Source organism: Streptomyces lothianensis (genome assembly GCF_047779955.1).
Classification (GTDB): Bacteria; Actinomycetota; Actinomycetes; order Streptomycetales; family Streptomycetaceae; genus Streptomyces.
Genome location: NZ_JBLMKT010000069.1, coordinates 19,288 through 36,442, shown reverse-complemented (window position 1 = coordinate 36,442; position 17,155 = coordinate 19,288). Strand labels below are relative to the sequence as shown.

At 69.7% G+C, this 17,155-nt stretch carries 12 protein-coding genes; 6 read left to right on the top strand and 6 right to left on the bottom strand.

The genetic code is table 11. The annotated features are described in order from the left end of the window. Positions 1-22: 22 nt before the first annotated feature. The 3 genes from ACLF6P_RS24090 to ACLF6P_RS24080 all read right to left on the bottom strand — a co-directional run bounded on the left by ACLF6P_RS24090 (position 23) and on the right by ACLF6P_RS24080 (position 4,125). The gene (locus ACLF6P_RS24090) at positions 23-640 is read right to left on the bottom strand and encodes a GNAT family N-acetyltransferase (protein WP_415952843.1); all 618 of its coding nucleotides are present in this window, start codon (positions 638-640) and stop codon (positions 23-25) included. Next, the gene (locus ACLF6P_RS24085) at positions 637-1,824 is read right to left on the bottom strand and encodes a ThiF family adenylyltransferase (protein WP_415952841.1); all 1,188 of its coding nucleotides are present in this window, start codon (positions 1,822-1,824) and stop codon (positions 637-639) included. Before ACLF6P_RS24085 ends, ACLF6P_RS24090 begins: the two co-directional genes overlap by 4 nt. Positions 1,825-2,073: 249 nt before the next feature. Next, the gene (locus ACLF6P_RS24080) at positions 2,074-4,125 is read right to left on the bottom strand and encodes an ATP-binding protein (protein WP_415952839.1); all 2,052 of its coding nucleotides are present in this window, start codon (positions 4,123-4,125) and stop codon (positions 2,074-2,076) included. Between the two features lie 323 nt (positions 4,126-4,448). Between ACLF6P_RS24080 and ACLF6P_RS24075 the strand changes: the two genes are divergently transcribed. Next, positions 4,449-4,811, top strand: coding sequence for a DUF1304 domain-containing protein (locus tag ACLF6P_RS24075; RefSeq protein WP_415952837.1), 363 nt, complete (start codon positions 4,449-4,451; stop codon positions 4,809-4,811). Positions 4,812-4,925: 114 nt separating this feature from the next. Here the strand turns inward: ACLF6P_RS24075 and glgX are convergent, their stop codons facing one another. Next, positions 4,926-7,238, bottom strand: coding sequence for a glycogen debranching protein GlgX (gene glgX, locus ACLF6P_RS24070; RefSeq protein WP_415952836.1), 2,313 nt, complete (start codon positions 7,236-7,238; stop codon positions 4,926-4,928). Beyond that, positions 7,235-7,789, bottom strand: coding sequence for a pep a2 (locus tag ACLF6P_RS24065; protein WP_415952834.1), 555 nt, complete (start codon positions 7,787-7,789; stop codon positions 7,235-7,237). The genes glgX and ACLF6P_RS24065 overlap by 4 nt, the downstream gene beginning before the upstream one ends. Positions 7,790-8,105: 316 nt before the next feature. Here ACLF6P_RS24065 and ACLF6P_RS24060 point away from each other — a divergent pair, with 316 nt between their 5' ends. The 5 genes from ACLF6P_RS24060 to glgB all read left to right on the top strand — a co-directional run bounded on the left by ACLF6P_RS24060 (position 8,106) and on the right by glgB (position 16,035). Further along, positions 8,106-8,333, top strand: a complete 228-nt coding sequence (locus ACLF6P_RS24060; protein ID WP_415952833.1) for a DUF5133 domain-containing protein — start codon at positions 8,106-8,108, stop codon at positions 8,331-8,333. 80 nt (positions 8,334-8,413) lie between these two features. Further along, positions 8,414-10,435 (top strand): alpha-1,4-glucan--maltose-1-phosphate maltosyltransferase, encoded by a 2,022-nt coding sequence (locus ACLF6P_RS24055; protein ID WP_415952831.1) that lies wholly within the window; start codon positions 8,414-8,416, stop codon positions 10,433-10,435. Between the two features lie 135 nt (positions 10,436-10,570). Further along, on the top strand, positions 10,571-12,292 hold the full coding sequence (gene treS, locus ACLF6P_RS24050) for a maltose alpha-D-glucosyltransferase (protein ID WP_415952829.1): 1,722 nt from the start codon (positions 10,571-10,573) through the stop codon (positions 12,290-12,292). Between the two features lie 73 nt (positions 12,293-12,365). Next, complete coding sequence (locus ACLF6P_RS24045) at positions 12,366-13,811, top strand: maltokinase N-terminal cap-like domain-containing protein (RefSeq protein ID WP_415952827.1); 1,446 nt, start codon at positions 12,366-12,368, stop codon at positions 13,809-13,811. Further along, on the top strand, positions 13,804-16,035 hold the full coding sequence (gene glgB / locus ACLF6P_RS24040) for a 1,4-alpha-glucan branching protein GlgB (protein ID WP_415952826.1): 2,232 nt from the start codon (positions 13,804-13,806) through the stop codon (positions 16,033-16,035). Before ACLF6P_RS24045 ends, glgB begins: the two co-directional genes overlap by 8 nt. A 65-nt stretch (positions 16,036-16,100) precedes the next feature. Here the strand turns inward: glgB and ACLF6P_RS24035 are convergent, their stop codons facing one another. Then, complete coding sequence (locus ACLF6P_RS24035) at positions 16,101-17,123, bottom strand: ABC transporter substrate-binding protein (RefSeq protein WP_415952825.1); 1,023 nt, start codon at positions 17,121-17,123, stop codon at positions 16,101-16,103. Between the last annotated feature and the right edge of the window lie 32 nt (positions 17,124-17,155).

The window sequence follows — 17,155 nt, the reverse complement described above, 5'->3', positions numbered from 1 at the left end:
GCGCACCGGCGCGAGCCGGAACTCAGGCCGAGGCACCCGCCGGAGCGGGGAGCACAGCGCCGCGCAGCACGGCCTGCTCGGTCGGCGAGGCCTGCCGGATCCACTCGGGTGCGAGAGCCGCGTACGTGGTGACATCGTGCCAGTGGCCCTGGGTGTGGAACAGCTCCCGCAGCGTGGCCTCGGGATGCAGCCCGGCCGCCAGCATCACCTGGCGCATCCGCGTGTGATCCGCCCGGTGCCCGGCCCAGATACGGTGCAGCCCCAGGCGCCCGAACCCGTATGCCATCAGGAGACGCCCTGCCTCGTGCCCGTGGCCGCGTACGGGCGCGTCGGGCAGCAGGACCAGGCCGGTGAGCATCGCGTTGCGCCCGTACTCCTCGACGAGCAGGCCCATGGTGCCGACCATGACGTCCTGACCGGGCGGGCATACGGCGAGGGTGTGCTTGCGCCGCGGGTGGGTGTAGGGCTGCGCGAGATGCTGCGCGAACGCGTCCTGGGCCTGCCGCGCGTCCATCCGGTCGACACCGAGGTAGCGCGTGAGGACAGGGTGGGTGTGGATGCGCTCGAAGGGCGCCAGATCGGTGGCGCGCAGCTCGCGCAGCCACAGGTGCTCTCCGTGGAGTTCGGGCAGATGGTTCACCGGGTTGCTCCCGCGGGGACGAGCTCGGCATCGAGGGTGCCGATGAGTTCTTCGAAATCGACGTAGTAACGGCCGGATGCCACGGCCTCGCCGAGCAGGATGCGGCGTGCCGTGTCGGTGACCAGGGCTCCGCCGAGCATCACGCCGCTCGCAAGCTGCGGCCAGCTGGACAGGGTGTGCCCGATCCGGCCGAGGGCATCCTTCATCGCGGGGCTCAGCCGCTGCTCGTCGCAGATGCGCAGCAGATAGGCCAGGGCGTCCGCCGGAGCCAGGTCCCGTACGTCCGCTGCCGTCAGATCGCCGCCCCGGCCGTGGAACAGCGGACGGTCCGGCTCGAGGTCGAACCGCTCGACGTCCAGCAGCCCCCGGTCGTTGGCGTCCATCAGCACCGGGACGCCATGGCGCCGCGCCTGCTCGCGGGCGGCGGTCTTCACCCACGGGGTGTCGCACTCCTCGATCACCAGGTCGAGCGGACGGCCCCCGGTGGTGAAGAAGGCGTCGATGGTGTCCTCGGTGAGGCCCTCGTGCCACAGTTCGATGTCGAGGTAGGGGTCGATCTCGTACATCTGTCGCGCGCACAGCACCGTCTTGGGCAGCCCCAGGTCGTGTACGCCGGCCCGCAGCCGGTTGAGGTTGCTGAGCCCGAGGCGGTCGAAATCGGCCAGGCGGAACGATCCGGCTACACCCTCCATGGCGCAGGTGAGCGCCGCGCTGTTCCCCACGGACAGGCCGATCACGCCGATGCAGCACGTCAGCAGACGCTGCTGCTCCACCGCGGTGATCTTGTCCCGGTTGCGGTCCGTGCGCACCCGCCGGAACTCCGCACGGGGCAGCACATGCACGAGGCGCCCCGACCACGGATACCACGCCCAGACTCCGTAGCGGCCGGGCTCGGTCCCACCGGTCGACTCCTCCACGGCCGCCTCCAGCCGGCGTCCGGCGAGGGCTTCGTGCGGGCGAAGACAGCGCGCCAGCTCGCCCAGCTGCTCGTCGATGCGGTCATGCCGCTCGCGCACGCGGCCGGAGTCGAGCAGCGTGTCGAGTACGGCACGGTCGTCCTCCTCGGCGGGGCACAGCAGCGTGGGGCGTACGGGGACCTGATGCCCCGGCGGCAGCGGCAGCAGGCGCTGCGGGGCAGCAGGATCAGCCGGATCAGCCGGACCTTCGCGAAACGAATTGATCACGAGCCGGGAAGCTACCAGCGCGCGATCGCCGAATCCCTCAGCGCAGCGGGGAGCGCGCGGTCGAATTCGTGCGCGGGGGAGTCCCTGTCGCGCGCCCCCCTGTTCCCGCGCCCTCGCAGAGGCAAGTTTTCGCAGTTCAATCGGGTCTTCACGCCATCGCGCAGCTGCTCTGGCGAAGGTCATACCGGAGCGGCAAACGGGTGACGCCCCGGAAAAGACATCCCATACGATCGCGTCGCGCCGCGCGCCCTACAGCGGCGGCTTGCCACCTGTCGCCCAGGCGAGCATCTCGCCGGGGTCGGCATGAGCTGCCTCGCTGCGATACGTCTCGTACGCACCGGCTCCCACCAGCTGCCGCGCGACATCCTCGCCCGCCTCACGCAGCGGCGCCACGTCCGGCGCCCCGCGCTGCGGATGACCGACCGCATCCCACAGCCGCTGGCCCGCGCCGGACGCCAGCGCCGCGGAATGGCCGTCCCCATTGGCAGAGAAGGCCGCGGCGAGCATGTCGAGCCCCAACGCGATACCGAAGGTGTCGCCGATCTGCTGCTTCGCGTTCAGCATCGAACGGGCGTACTCCAGGGCCAGTTCACCCTCCCGCTCACGCAACGCGATCACACACATCTGATAGTCGGCATACGAGCGGATCCAGTGCTCGCCCATCGCGACGCACTCCGCGCGCAGATCCGTGGCCGCCTCCAGACTCTGCTCCAGCCGACCCAGCCCGGTGAGGGCGAACAGACGCAGCATCCGGCACATCATCACGGCCTGAGGCGCGGGCTCGACCGCATCCGACCTGTGAGCCTCCGCGTTCTCCAGCGCGTGCTCGAGCAGATCGAGGCTCGGTTGCGGACGGCCCTGCAGCAGATCGCTCATGGCCTGCAGATAGGCGGCCCGCAACAACGCGGTCGCGTCCTCGGTGACACGGGCGTTCTCCAGGCACTGACGGGCCAGATGCGTACCCGTGGCGTGATTGCCCTGCAGCAGATGCGTCAGCCCGAGCGCCCAAACGGCCCGCTGCCGCACCGGCCCCTGACTGTCACAGGCCTTCAGAGTGCGCGAGAGATACAGCTGCGCGGTGTGCGCATGCCCGCAGCACGTCCAGTAGAAGCCCGTCAACGTGGCAAGTTCGAGCGCCGCATCGACATCCTGGGCGAGCAGATGGTCAAGGGCCGCGCACAGATCGGGGTGCGCCTCCTTGATCGTGCGATACCAGCCGGTCTGCTCGGCACTCGTCCAGGTGGCGTCCGCCAGCTGCGCCTGCGTGAGGAAGTACGAGGCGTGCGCACCCTCCATCGACTCCAGCTCACCGAGCTCACCGAGCCACAGCCGCCCGTACTCACGCACCGTGTCGAGCAGCACATACCGTCCCCGGCGGCGCGTCACAACGGACTTGTCCACCAGAGCGGCCAGCGCCCGACCCACATCGTCCGGCGCCAGCGGCCCGCCGGAACACAACGCCGCCGCCACCGGCTCATCGAAATGACCGTGCACCACGGACAACCGGGCCCACAGCAACCGCTCCGCAGGTGTGCACAGTTCATGGCTCCAGCCCAGAGCCGTCCGCAATACGTCATGCCGGCGCGGCGCGATGGGACGCACCTCGTCCTCGGCCCGGCTCAACTCGTGCCGCGGACGCTGCAGAAGATCCTCGATGCTGCTGTGCCGCAGCGCCCCCGCAGCCAGCTCCAACGCCAGCGGAAGCCCGTCGAGGTAGCTGCACAACTCGGTGACCTGGTTCAGATCCCCCGGCTCCGGCAGATGCCCCGACTCCGTGGCACGCTGCAGAAACAACTCCGCGGCATCCGTGGCACTCGGCAACGGCCGGATCTCGGTCACGAACTCCTCGTCCAGCTGCAACAGTTCACGGCTCGTGGCCACGATTCTCAGCCGCGGGCAACTGTCCAGCAGCACCCGCACCATGCTCCGGCACGCCGCCGGCACATGCTCACAGGAATCGAGCACCAACAGCAGATCACGCTCGCCGATCCAGTCACAGATCACATCCACCGGCATCCGCGGCGTGTGATCGGACAGACCACACGCATCGGCCACGAGCGGCGCGAGCAGCCCCTCGTCCCGTAACTGCCACAGGTCCGCCCAGCAGCACTGCTCCGCATCGGCCACCAGACCGAGGTCCACCAGCTGCCTGGCCAGCCGCGACTTGCCGACGCCCGCAACGCCCGTCAGGGTCACCAGCCGGTGAGCCTTCAACGCGTACTGCAGCTCGGCCAGTTCCCTCTCGCGCCCAACGAACACAGCCCATCCTCCCCAAACCGGCGAACAGACCTCCGACTCCACGGGCGCGCACCGAGGCCCGACACCACGCCGAGAACGAAAGCGTGCTGGCATCCTGGCAGCCGGGGCCCGATCACGGAATACGATCGGACGTGCTGGGGGTGTGGACCCGGAGCCCGCATCAGGGCCGCTTCGCCCGCCGGGCGCGCTCGGCGGCGTGGGCGCCGCCGTCGCGCTGACGACCGTCGCGAACCCTCGCGACGACCGCATGGCCGACGCCGACCGTCCCCCTTCGGCTTACGGCCTTCGGGTCATGTGTGGAGGGAGCGTTCGTCGCCGTGCTGGTGGCTTGCCGGAGATCGGGCGTCGTATGTGATTCTGGGGCCATGTCGATCATCGCAACCGTCGTGGTGCTGCTCATCGCCGCGCTACACGTCTACATCCTGGTCCTGGAGATGTTCCTGTGGACCGGCCCGCGGGCCCGGGCGGCCTTCGGTACCAGCGTCGAATTCGCCGCCGAGACCAAGGCGCTCGCGGCCAATCAAGGGCTGTACAACGGCTTCCTCGCCGCCGGGCTGGTGTGGGGCGCGGTGGCGTCCGACCCGGTGGGCTTCCAGGCGAAGGTGTTCTTCCTGGTGTGCGTGGCCGTGGCCGGTGCCTACGGTGCCGCGACGGCGAGCCGGAAGATCCTCTTCGTGCAGACCGTTCCGGCGCTGATCGGCCTGGCACTGGTACTGGCCGCCCGCTGAGCCACGCCCGGCGAGGCGGGCGTGGCTGATTTCACCGGCCTGCCCTCGCGGACACCGAAGGGTGTCCGGCGTGTGCGCGCGGGGTGGGGACGATCGTCCGGTGGGACTCCTCTGCTACTGCGAAGACCGTGACGGGAGGCTGGACAGCAGAAGCAGGCTGCGCGCTTCCACCGTGAGCTCCGAGTCAGCCTTGTACTCGGACTCGTACTCGGAGCCCTCCGGCGGGTGTGCGGTCGTCGTATCCACGAGGACCGTCCAGCGCTCGCCGTACACCGCGGCCGGCAGGCGGAGGGTGGCCGGTTGCCAGTGGGCGTTGAGCAGGAGCAGGAAGGAGTCGTCCACGACCGGGCGCCCGAGCTCGTCGTGCTCCGCGAGGGCGTCGCCGTTGAGGAAGACCGTGACTGTGTGGGTGTCGGGGTGCTGCCAGTCCCCTGGATGCATTTCGGTGCCGTCCGGTCGCAGCCACACCAGGTCGGGCAGGGCGTCCGCGGTGGCCGGTCCGTGGGCCAGTCCGTCGGCGAGCCCCACCCGGCCGTGGCCGGCCCCCTGCCTGCCGGTGAAGAAGCGGCGGCGGCGCAGGGCCGGGTGGGCGGCACGCAGGGCGATGAGGCGGCGGGTGAAGGCGAACAGGTCACACTGCTCGTCCGTCAGATGCCGCCAGTCGAGCCAGGAGACCTCGTTGTCCTGGCAGTACGCGTTGTTGTTGCCTCCCTGTGAGCGGCCCAGCTCGTCGCCGTGGCTGAGCATCGGGATGCCCTGGGAGAGGAAGAGCGTGGCCAGGAAGTTGCGCTGCTGGCGGGCGCGCAGGGTGCGGACGTCCGGGTCGTCGGACGGGCCCTCCGCCCCGCAGTTCCAGGAGCGGTTGGCGTTTTCGCCGTCGCGGTTCTGCTCGCCGTTGGCCTCGTTGTGTTTGCCGTTGTACGAGACGAGGTCGCGCAGTGTGAACCCGTCGTGTGCGGTGACGAAGTTGATGCCGGCACGGGGCCGCCGCCCGCTGCGCTCGTACAGGTCGGACGAGCCGGTCAGTCGGGAGGCGAACTCGGCGAGCGTGTTCGGCTCGGACCGCCAGAAGTCCCGTACGGAATCCCGGTACTTGCCGTTCCACTCCGACCACAGCGGCGGGAAGTTGCCGACCTGGTAGCCGCCCTCGCCTACGTCCCACGGCTCGGCGATCAGTTTGACCCGGCTGATCACCGGGTCCTGCTGGATCAGGTCGAAGAACGCCGACAGCCGGTCGACCTCGTGGAACTGCCGGGCGAGCGTGGCCGCAAGGTCGAAGCGGAAGCCGTCGACGTGCATCTCGGTCACCCAATGGCGCAGCGAGTCCATGATGAGCTGAAGCACGTACGGGTGGCGCATGAGGAGGCTGTTCCCGGTGCCCGTGGTGTCGTAGTAGTGCGCGAAGTCGCCGTCGGCGAGACGGTAGTACGAGGCGTTGTCGATGCCGCGGAAGCAGAGGGTGGGGCCCGTCTCGTTGCCCTCGGCGGTGTGGTTGTAGACGACGTCGAGGATCACCTCGAGTCCGGCCGCGTGCAGAGCCTTGACCATCTCCTTGAACTCGCCGACCTGCTCGCCGCGGGTGCCGTGGGCGGCGTAGCCGTTGTGCGGGGCGAAGTAGCCGATGGTGTTGTAGCCCCAGTAGTTGGACAGGCCCCGGTCGAGCAGGAAGCCGTCCTGCGCGTACTGGTGGACCGGCATCAGCTCGATCGCCGTCACCCCGAGGGTGGTGAGGTGTTCGATGACGGCCGGGTGGGCCAGACCCGAGAATGTTCCGCGCAGGTGCGGCGGTACGTCGGGGTGGGTGCGGGTCAGGCCGCGCACATGCGCCTCGTAGATGACCGTGTCCTTGTACGGGCGCCGGGGCGGGGCGTCGTCGCCCCAGTCGAACGCAGGGTCGGTGATCACCCCGAGCATGGTGTGCCCGGCGCTGTCGGTGGGATCGGGCCCGCCGGAGCCGCGCTCGTACAGGGAGGGGTGGTTGTCGGTCTGGCCGTCCACGGCCGTGGCGTACGGGTCGAGCAGGAGCTTGGCCGCGTTGCAGCGGTGACCGGTGGCCGGGTGCCAGGGGCCGTGCACGCGGTAGCCGTAGCGGTGGCCCGGGCCCACGCCCGGTAGGTAGCCGTGGTGGACGAAGCCGTCCACTTCGGGCAGGGGGATGGTCAGGGCGCGGCCCACGCCCGGATTTCCACCGCCGTTCCCGCCTCCGCCGCCCTTTTCGGCCCTGTCTGCGTCTCCGTCTCCGTCTTCGTCGATCAGGACGAGGTCCACGCGCTCGGCGGCCTCGCTGAACAGCGCGAAGTTGGTGCCCCGGCCGTCGAAGGTCGCGCCGAGCGGATACGGCCGGCCGCAGAAAACGGGGCGGTCGCCCCGGGCATACTGCTCACCCGAGGCCGGCCGCTGTGCCCGTCGGTGCTGCGGCGCGGTCACCGCGGCTCGTCGGCGAGCGCGGCGGACGCCGTGCCGGAGAACCGGTCGGGATCGGCCGTACCCACCGGCGCGGCGAGGGTCGTGAGTGGCGGCGTGTGCGGGAGTCGGAGGGCCTCGCGGGCGGGAAGGCCGGGCACCACAGGGGCCAGGTGAGCGGCCACGTCGGTGCCGACCCGGCGCGAGAACCAGATGACCTGGCTGCCACCGCCGTCTGCGGCGTCCTGTGTGCAGCGCCCCCAGCCGTGGCTCAGCGCGGCGATGCCGGCCAGGCAGTCCTGCCACCCCTGATCCAGGAAGTGGCTCCGGTCCTGGTGCCCGATGGCGGTGATGTGGTGCCTGCCCGTCCACCACATCTCGACGGCCGCCTTCGTGCCCGTGGCGTGCTCGTCGATGGCCCGGAGCAGTAGCTCGGAGCCCCGGCAAACGGGCCGGATGAGCTTCTCGAGGTTCCACACCCGCAGGTGTGCGGCGAGGATCCGGCTGACCTGACCGGCCCGTTCCGGCGTGACCTCCACGTCGAGGTGGTAATAGCGGGACACTGCGGTTTCCATCTCGGTGCTCCTCATCCGCGAGGCTCGTGCCCTGCCCGCCGGCATGGCGGCGGCCGTATGGCCGGATCGCGCTGCGATCACGGAGCGTGAGTGGTGATCGCTTCTGGGTGACTCAAGCCTGCGGGGATTACGCCATCTGCGCAACAGGAGCGCAGGTGTGGCCGCCGCATGCGGATCCGCTGGTTGAACTCCGAACAGGACGGTGCGTGTTCGCGCATGCATCATGAGTGAGGACTCGGGACGGCACGGCGCATTCAGGGGCAAGAGTGCTCCTTGGCCGAAGGCGCGTGGAAGTTGTGCGCGAAGGGTGGCCGTCATGCTGCTGCCGGACAAGACGGAGGTCGCCCGCCAACTGGCGCGGTTCCGGATTTGGGAGCGCACGGTACGCGCGGCCCCGGCGGACCGTGTGGCCAGGAGGAATTTCGAGGACTGCGGCTACACGCTCTGCATCCTCATGGGCGAGCGCTCGGCACGGGACGCCGCCGACGCCGCCGAACGCTATGTGCGCCGCCCTCAGCCGCTCGCCGACGGGCGGTCGCACTGATGGCCGGGGTGTCGGACGGTACGAGGCTTTCGGAGGGTGCGGGGATGGCGGAGGGCGCGGGCGTGTCGGAGGGAACGGGGATGCCGGACGGAACACAGCCGATGTCGGGCCGGATCCAGATCCTCGACGTACGCCCCGTCGTCGAGTGCGGCGTACGCCCCGCGAAGGCCGTGACGGGCGAGACCTTCGAGGTCTCGGCGACTGTCTTCTGCGAGGGGGACGCGGTGTTGGCCGCACGGGTCCTGCTGAGGGAGCCAGGGGCGCCCGACGGGGCCGCCACATCACCCCTTTCGGCCTCGATGTGGGAGACGGCCCCCGGCACAGACCGCTGGAGCGCCGAGGTGACGCCGCACGCGCCCGGCCGGTGGACGTACTGCGTGGAGGCGTGGACCGACCCGATCGCCACTTGGCGCCGCACCGCGGGCATCAAGATTCCGGCGGGCATCGACACGGGCCTGGTCCTGGAGGAAGGCGCCGACCTCTACGAGCAGGCCGCGGCCGGCGTGCCGGAGGGCTGTGACCGGCAGCGGGTGCTCGACGCCGTCGCGGCGCTGCGGGACGACTCGCGTCCGGTGCGAGGCCGCTGTGCGGCCGCGCTGACGCCCGAGCTCGACGCGGTGCTGGCACGCCACCCGCTCCGCCGCCTGGTCACCGCTTCGGCTCCGCTGCCCCTGTCGGTGGAACGTGAGCGGGCGTTGTACGGGGCGTGGTACGAACTGTTCCCGCGGTCGACGGGTGGCCGGGACGCGCGGGGCAGTCCGGTGCACGGGACGTTGCGTACGGCTGCGGAGGCGTTGGAGCGGGTGGCGGCGATGGGGTTCGACGTCGTGTACCTGCCGCCGGTGCACCCCATCGGGAGCACGTTCCGCAAGGGCCGGGACAACGCCCTGCGCGCGGGTCCGCAGGACGTGGGGGTGCCGTGGGCGGTCGGTTCGGCGGAGGGCGGGCACGACGCGGTCCACCCGCAGCTGGGGACGGTGGCGGACTTCGAGGCGTTCGTCCGCCGGGCCCGAGGCCTGGGGCTCGAGGTGGCGCTGGACTTCGCGTTGCAGTGTTCGCCGGATCATCCCTGGGTGGACAAGCATCCGGAGTGGTTCCGCCGCCGCCCGGACGGCTCGATCGCGTACGCGGAGAACCCGCCGAAGAAGTACCAGGACATCTACCCGCTCGACTTCGACCGGGACATGCCGGGCCTGGTCGCCGAGACGGTGCGAGTGCTCCGGTTCTGGATGGTGCGCGGGGTGCGGGTCTTCCGCGTGGACAACCCGCACACCAAGCCGGTGATGTTCTGGGAACAGGTCATCGCCGAGATCAACGGGGAGGACCCGGACGTGATCTTCCTGGCGGAGGCGTTCACCCGCCCCGCGATGATGCACACCCTGGCCAGAGTGGGGTTCCAGCAGTCGTACACGTATTTCACCTGGCGCACCACGAAGTCGGAGCTGACGGAGTATGTGGAGGAGCTGGCGGCGGAAACCGGTCATTTCCTGCGGCCGAACTTCTTTGTGAACACCCCGGACATCCTGCACGCCTGCCTCCAGGACGGCGGGCGCCCGGCGTTCGAGACGCGGGCCGTGCTCGCCGCGACCCTGTCCCCGTCGTGGGGCATGTACAGCGGCTACGAGGTGTGCGAGAACACGCCGCTGCGGCCGGGCGGCGAGGAGTACCTGCACTCCGAGAAGTACGAGCTGCGCCCACGCGACTGGGCGGCCGCCGAGCGGGAGGGCCGCAGCATCGCTCCTCTGATCACCCGCCTCAACCGCATCCGCCGCCGCCACCCAGCCCTGCACGAGCTCAGGAACGTGCGCTTCCACCCCACCGACAACGACGCCCTGATCGCGTACAGCAAGCACACGAGGACGCCCACCGGCGCGGACACGGTCCTCGTGGTCGTGAACCTCGACCCGCACCACGCCCAGGAGGGGACGCTGTTCCTGGACCGGGACGGGGCGTGGAGCGAGGGCCCGTTGCGGGTGCACGACGAACTGTCCGGCGAGACCTACCACTGGGGCCGCCACAACTACGTACGCCTGGAAGCGGAACGTGTCCCCGCACCCGCGCACGTGCTGACCGTGGAGCGTGACGACGACACCAGGCACTGACGACGCGGCGTACTGACGACGCGGCGTACTGACGACGCGGCGTACTGACCACGCGGCGTACTGACCACGCGGCGTACTGACCACGCCGCGTACCGACGACGGAGTCAACCGACGTACGACGGAGGTGACGCATCGATGTTCACGAACGACCCCGTGCAGGACATCTTCGAGGACGCCCCTGCCAGGAAGCGCGATCCGGGCTGGTTCAAGCGAGCAGTCTTCTACGAAGTGCTGGTCCGCTCCTTCCGCGACAGCAACGGGGACGGGGTCGGCGACCTCAAGGGCCTCACCTCGAAGCTCGACTACCTGCAATGGCTGGGCGTGGACTGCCTCTGGCTGCCGCCGTTCTTCAAGTCACCGCTGCGCGACGGCGGCTACGACGTGGCCAACTACATCGCCGTACTCCCGGAGTTCGGGGACCTCGGCGACTTCGTGGCGTTCGTGGACGAGGCGCACCAGCGGGGTATCCGGGTGATCATCGACTTCGTCATGAACCACACCAGCGACCAGCACGAGTGGTTCCAGCAGTCCCGTTCGGACCCCGACGGCCCGTACGGCGACTACTACGTCTGGGCGGACGACGACACACAGCACGCCGGCGCGCGCATCATCTTCGTCGACACCGAAGCATCGAACTGGACCTTCGACCCGGTGCGGGGGCAGTACTACTTCCACCGTTTCTTCTCCCACCAGCCGGACCTCAACTACGAGAACCATGCCGTGCAGGAGGAGATTCTCGCGGCGCTGCGTTTCTGGCTGGACCTGGGGATCGACGGCTTCCGGCTGGACGCGGTGCCGTACCTGTACGCCGAGGAGGGCACGAACTGCGAGAATCTGCCGGCCAGTCACGCGTTCCTGAAGCGGGTCCGCCGGGAGGTGGACGCCCACTACCCCGAAACGGTGCTGCTGGCCGAGGCGAACCAGTGGCCCGAGGACGTGGTCGACTACTTCGGCGACCCGGCCACCGGCGGCGACGAGTGCCACATGGCGTTCCACTTCCCCGTCATGCCGCGCATCTTCATGGCCGTGCGCAGGGAGTCGCGGTACCCGGTCTCGGAGATCCTGGCCAAGACACCGGAGATCCCGTCGGGCTGCCAGTGGGGCATCTTCCTGCGCAACCACGACGAGCTGACGCTCGAGATGGTCACCGACGAGGAACGCGACTACATGTACGCGGAGTACGCCAAGGACCCAAGGATGCGCGCCAACATCGGCATCCGGCGCAGGCTGGCGCCCCTGCTGGACAACGACCGCAACCAGATCGAGCTGTTCACGGCCCTGCTGCTCTCCCTGCCCGGGACGCCGATCCTCTACTACGGCGACGAGATCGGCATGGGCGACAACATCTGGCTCGGTGACCGGGACGCGGTGCGCACCCCGATGCAGTGGACCCCCGACCGCAACGCGGGATTCTCCTCGTGCGACCCGGGCCGTCTGTCGCTGCCCACGATCATGGACCCGGTCTACGGGTACCAGGTGACGAACGTGGAGGCGGCGATGTCCTCGCCGTCCTCGCTGCTGCACTGGACGCGCCGGATGATTGAGATCCGCAAGCAGAATCCGGCGTTCGGGACCGGCTCGTACGAGGAACTGTCCTCCTCGAACCCGGCGGTGCTGGCCTTCCTGCGAGAAGAACGCGAGGGAGACCGGGACGACCTGGTGCTGTGCGTGCACAACTTCTCGCGCTTCGCGCAGCCCACCGAACTGGACCTGCGCGTGTACGCGGGCCGCAGCCCGGTCGAACTGATCGGCGGGGTGCGTTTTCCCGCCATCGGCCAACTGCCCTACCTGCTCACGCTCGCGGGCCACGGCTTCTACTGGTTCCGCCTGCGCCCGGAGCCGGACAGACCGGCGTAACGGAACAAGAGAGCCTGACGAACCGGACAGCCTGACGAACCGGACAGCCAGTCGAGGAGAAGGACGCGTCGCCATGGCAAAGACCGAGACAGCACGAGCGGCGGAAGGGGTGCTGCGCCCCGGCCTGCTCACCGAACTGCTGCGCAGCTGGCTGCCACGGCAGCGCTGGTTCGCGCGCGGAGAACAGCCCATCGCCGACGTGAGCCTGCTGTCGGTGACCGAGCTGTATCCCGGCTGCCTGCACCTACTGGTCAGGGTGGAACACGGCGCGGCGAACAGACACGGGCACGGACACGAGCGATGGAGCGGCCGCGCACTGGCCGCCGACTGCTACCAGCTGCTCATCGGACTGGACCGTTACCTTCCGTCCCACCTCACGGGAGCCCTGGTCGGCAGGACACCGTCGGGCCTGGCGGTGTACGACGCGCTTCAGGACCCCCGTACGGCGGCTCTGCTCCTGGAACGGCTGAGGCAGCCCGGGCACGCGGGTCCGTTGCGCTTCACCAACGACGCGGCCACGCTCCTGCCCGCCGGCTTGCCCGCACGCCTCCTGGAGGCCGAGCAGTCCAACACCTCGATCGTCTACGGCGACGCGTTCATTTTGAAGGTGTTCCGCCGCATCCAGCCCGGCATCAACCCGGACCTGGAGGTGCCGTGGGTGCTGGCCCGCGCGGGCTGCCCCCGTGTTCCGGCGCCAGTGGCGTGGATCCGTACCACCCGGCCGCAGCACGCCACCCTCGCCGTGCTCCAGCCCTACCTGCCGGAGGCAGCCGACGGCTGGACCCTGGCGCTGCACGCACTCGACGGCGGCTGGGACTTCACAGCCGAGGCCCGCCATGTCGGCCAGGCCACGGCGGACGTGCACAGGGCACTGGCCAAGGCGTTCCCCACGCCCCCGCCCCTGCGGAGCACGAGGACGGCCACGCCCGCCGGACCCGCCGATGGCAGCACCGACGACGCCTCCCGCACGGCGGCCGCCATGTGCGCTCGCCTGGACGCGGCGACGCACTGCCTGCCGGCGCTCCGCCCGTACGCCCCGGCCCTGCGCACCACCTTCGACGCGCTCGCGGCACGCGGCGGGCGCGGCACGGCCCCGCTCCCGCACCGGATCCACGGCGACCTGCACCTCGGCCAGGTGCTGCGGACCGGGCGCGACTGGTACCTCATCGACTTCGAGGGCGAGCCTTCCGCCCCGCTCGCCGAACGGCGCGGCGCGCGTTCACCGGTCCGGGACGTGGCGGGCATGCTGCGCTCCTTCGACTACGCGTCCGGCGCCCACCGGCCGGGCCGTCCCGGCTGGGCCGAGGCCTGCCGGGACGCCTACTGCACCGGCTACGCGGACCACGCGGGCTGGGATCCCCGCTCCGAACCGGAGCTGCTGCGCGCGTACGAGACGGACCGAGCGGTGTACGAGGCCGTGTACGAGGCACGGCACCGCCCGGACTGGCTGCACGTACCGATGGCGGCGATCCGGCGCCTGGCCGCCGTACCGGAACGCGAAGGCACCCGCCATGCCTGAACTGATCGAACAGTCCGACCGTGCCCGCCTCCTGGACGGCACGCACCACGACCCGCACGCCGTGCTGGGCGCACACGCGGTTCCGGACGGCATCGCCGTGCGGACCCTGCGCCCGAACGCACGGAAGGTGACGGCAACCACGGAGCACGGCCACCGTACCGAACTGCACGACGAGGGCGACGGCTTCTTCACCGGAATCCTCCCGTACACCGGAGCCCGCGTGCCCAAGGGGGCCCGCGAGCCCGTCCAGAGCCTTCCGCCACAACTGCCGGACATCCCCGAATACCACCTGGAGATCACGTACGAGTCCGGTCCCGCGCACACGACCCGCGATCCGTACTCCTTCCTGCCCGCCCTGGGAGAACTGGACCTGCACCTGATCGGTGAGGGGCGTCACGAGGAGCTGTGGCGGGCGTTGGGCGCCCACCCGCTGACCCATCAGGGCGTCACGGGAACCCGCTTCGCGGTCTGGGCCCCGAACGCACAAGGCGTGCGCCTCACGGGCGACTTCACCTTCTGGGACGGCACGCAGTATCCGATGCGCTCGCTCGGCGCGTCAGGTGTCTGGGAATTGTTCCTGCCGGACGTGGGCGAGGGCGCCCGCTACAAGTACGAGATCACCTCCCGCCACGGCACCCGCCTCCAGAAGGCCGACCCGATGGCCCGCGCCACGGAGGTGCCACCGGCGACGGCGTCGGTGGTGACGACGTCGGACTACGAGTGGACCGACCAGGAGTGGATGGCGCGCAGAGCGGCGGACCAAGACAGCGGAAGGCACCCCCACGCTGCTCCGTTCTCCGTGTACGAGGTCCATCTCCCGTCCTGGAAGCCGGGTTCGACCTACCGCGACCTTGCGAAGGAACTCCCGGACTATGTCCATGAGATGGGCTTCACGCATGTGGAGCTGATGCCGGTGGCGGGACATCCGTTCGGCGGTTCCTGGGGCTACCAGGTGACGTCCTACTACGCCCCGACCCCTCGTCTGGGCACCCCGGACGACTTCAGGCTCCTGGTGGACGCGCTGCACCGGGCCGGAATCGGGGTGATCATGGACTGGGTTCCGGCGCACTTCCCCAAGGACGACTGGGCACTGGCACGCTTCGACGGCGAGGCGTTGTACGAGCCCGGCGACGCACGGCGCGCGGAGCACCCCGACTGGGGCACGCTGGAGTTCGACCACGGCCGCACAGAGGTACGCAACTTCCTGGTGGCCAACGCCGTCTACTGGTGCGAGGAGTTCCACATCGACGGCCTGCGCGTGGACGCGGTCGCCTCGATGCTCTACCTCGACTACTCCCGCGACAGCGGCGGATGGGAACCGAACGTGTTCGGCGGCCGGGAGGACCTCGACGCCGTCGCCTTCCTTCAGGAGGTGAACGCCACGCTCCACCGCCGATGCCCCGGCGTCGTGACCATCGCCGAGGAGTCGACGGCCTGGGAAGGCGTGACGAGACCGACGCACGCGGGCGGCCTGGGCTTCAGCCTCAAGTGGAACATGGGCTGGATGCACGACTCGCTGCTGTACATGGCCCGCGATCCCGTCCATCGCTCCTACCACCACGACGAGCTGACCTTCTCGATGGTCTACGCCTACAGCGAGAACTACGTCCTGCCCATCTCCCACGACGAGGTCGTCCACGGCAAACGCGCCCTGGTGGCGAAAATGCCCGGTGACTGGTGGCAGCAACGCGCCAACCACCGCGCCTACCTCGCGTACATGTGGGCCCATCCGGGCAAACAACTCCTGTTCATGGGCCAGGAGTTCGCTCAGGGCGCCGAGTGGTCGGAGGACGAGGGCCCGCACTGGTGGCTCCTGGATCCCGCCCATCCGGCCGAACGCGACCACGCAGGCATCCGCGCCCTGGTCCGCGACCTCAATCACGCCTACCGCGAGCAGCCGGCCCTGTGGGAACAGGACACCACCCCGCACGGCTTCACCTGGATCACCGCCGACGCGGCCGACGACAACGTCCTGGCCTTCCTCCGCCACCCCGCGGACGGCGCACCACTCCTGGCGGTGACGAACTTCTCCCCGGTGGTCCGCCATGACTACCGCCTGCATGTCCCCGCCGGCACCGGGTCCTGGCACGAAGTGCTGAACACCGACCATCGCGCCTACGGCGGCAGCGGAATCAGCACCCCCCACCGGACCGGCCCCGACGCGGGCACCATCCACGTCACACTGCCACCCCTGGCCACGCTTTGGCTGAGTCCGGGCCGCTGAGAGGGCACCGGGCGATCCCCGGCCCGGCCTCCAGCCACCCCATGAGACGGCTGGAGGCCGCGCGGTCAGGAAGTCAGCTCCCGAAGGTCCGCGGCGAGCGAGGTGATTGCCGCGGGGTTGCGGGGGCTCTCCACGAGGTCGACATAGTCGAGGACGACGATGCGGTCGTTCCTGATCGCGGAGACATGGGCCAGCGGCTTGTACGACTTGAGGAACTTCACCTTCTGCTCGGCGGTCGTGTCCCCGTAGTCGTTGACCACGATGACCTCGGGGTCGCGTTCCACGACCGTCTCCCAGCCCACAGTGGTCCAGCTGTCCTTGAGGTCCTTCATGATGTGGTCGCCGCCGGCCTTGGTGATGATGTCGTGGGGTCCGGCGTGCAGCCCGGAGGTGAACGGCTTGTCCTGGCCGCTGTCATAGAGGAACACCCTCGGCCGGTCGCCGCCCGAGGGGGCCTTTGCCCGCGCCGCGGCCACCTCCTCGCGGAACGAGGTGATGAGGGCTTCGGCCCGGTCCTCGACGTCGAACACCTTGCCCAGGTTCCGCAGGTCCGTGTACAGCGCGTCGAGGGGCGACATCACCCCGCGGGCCGTGCCGCGCCCGTTGCGGCAGGACTCCGTGAGCAGATACGAGTCGATGCCGACGCGTTGCAGCGCCTCGGGCGTGAAGCCGTCACCCTCGTTGAAACCGTAGTTCCAGCCCGCGAAGACCAGATCGGCGCGGGCGTCGAGGACCAGCTCCTTGTTGATCTGCTTCTTGGAAAGCCACTTCGTCTTCCGGTAGCCGTCCTTCCACGGCACGGCCGTCAGATCGCCCTTGTTGTCGGGCATGACGTATCCCGCCATGTGGTCCTCGAGGCCGAGGGCGAACATGATCTCGGTGATGCCGACGTCGTTGGTGACCACGCGCCGCGGGGCCTTCGCATACGTCTTCTTCTCACCGCAGTTCTCGACGGTGACGGGGTAGTGGCTGTCGGATGCTCCGGCGCCGTCCGCCTTCTTGTCCTCCGGTATGACCTGCGCACCGCAGCCGGTGAGCGCGAGGGCCAAGGTCAGTGCGAGGGCGGCGGGACGTGCGAGATTCGGCATGGCGGCGGTGACTCCTTGCGGACGGACGTGCG

Excerpts from the sequence above, each read along its gene's own strand:
- ACLF6P_RS24075 (WP_415952837.1), top strand. The coding sequence starts at position 4,449 with ATGTCGATCATCGCAACCGTCGTGGTGCTGCTCATCGCCGCGCTACAC.
- ACLF6P_RS24065 (WP_415952834.1), bottom strand. The coding sequence starts at position 7,789 with ATGGAAACCGCAGTGTCCCGCTATTACCACCTCGACGTGGAGGTCACG.
- ACLF6P_RS24060 (WP_415952833.1), top strand. The coding sequence starts at position 8,106 with ATGCTGCTGCCGGACAAGACGGAGGTCGCCCGCCAACTGGCGCGGTTC.
- ACLF6P_RS24055 (WP_415952831.1), top strand. The coding sequence starts at position 8,414 with ATGCCGGACGGAACACAGCCGATGTCGGGCCGGATCCAGATCCTCGAC.
- treS (WP_415952829.1), top strand. The coding sequence starts at position 10,571 with ATGTTCACGAACGACCCCGTGCAGGACATCTTCGAGGACGCCCCTGCC.
- ACLF6P_RS24045 (WP_415952827.1), top strand. The coding sequence starts at position 12,366 with ATGGCAAAGACCGAGACAGCACGAGCGGCGGAAGGGGTGCTGCGCCCC.
- glgB (WP_415952826.1), top strand. The coding sequence starts at position 13,804 with ATGCCTGAACTGATCGAACAGTCCGACCGTGCCCGCCTCCTGGACGGC.
- ACLF6P_RS24035 (WP_415952825.1), bottom strand. The coding sequence starts at position 17,123 with ATGCCGAATCTCGCACGTCCCGCCGCCCTCGCACTGACCTTGGCCCTC.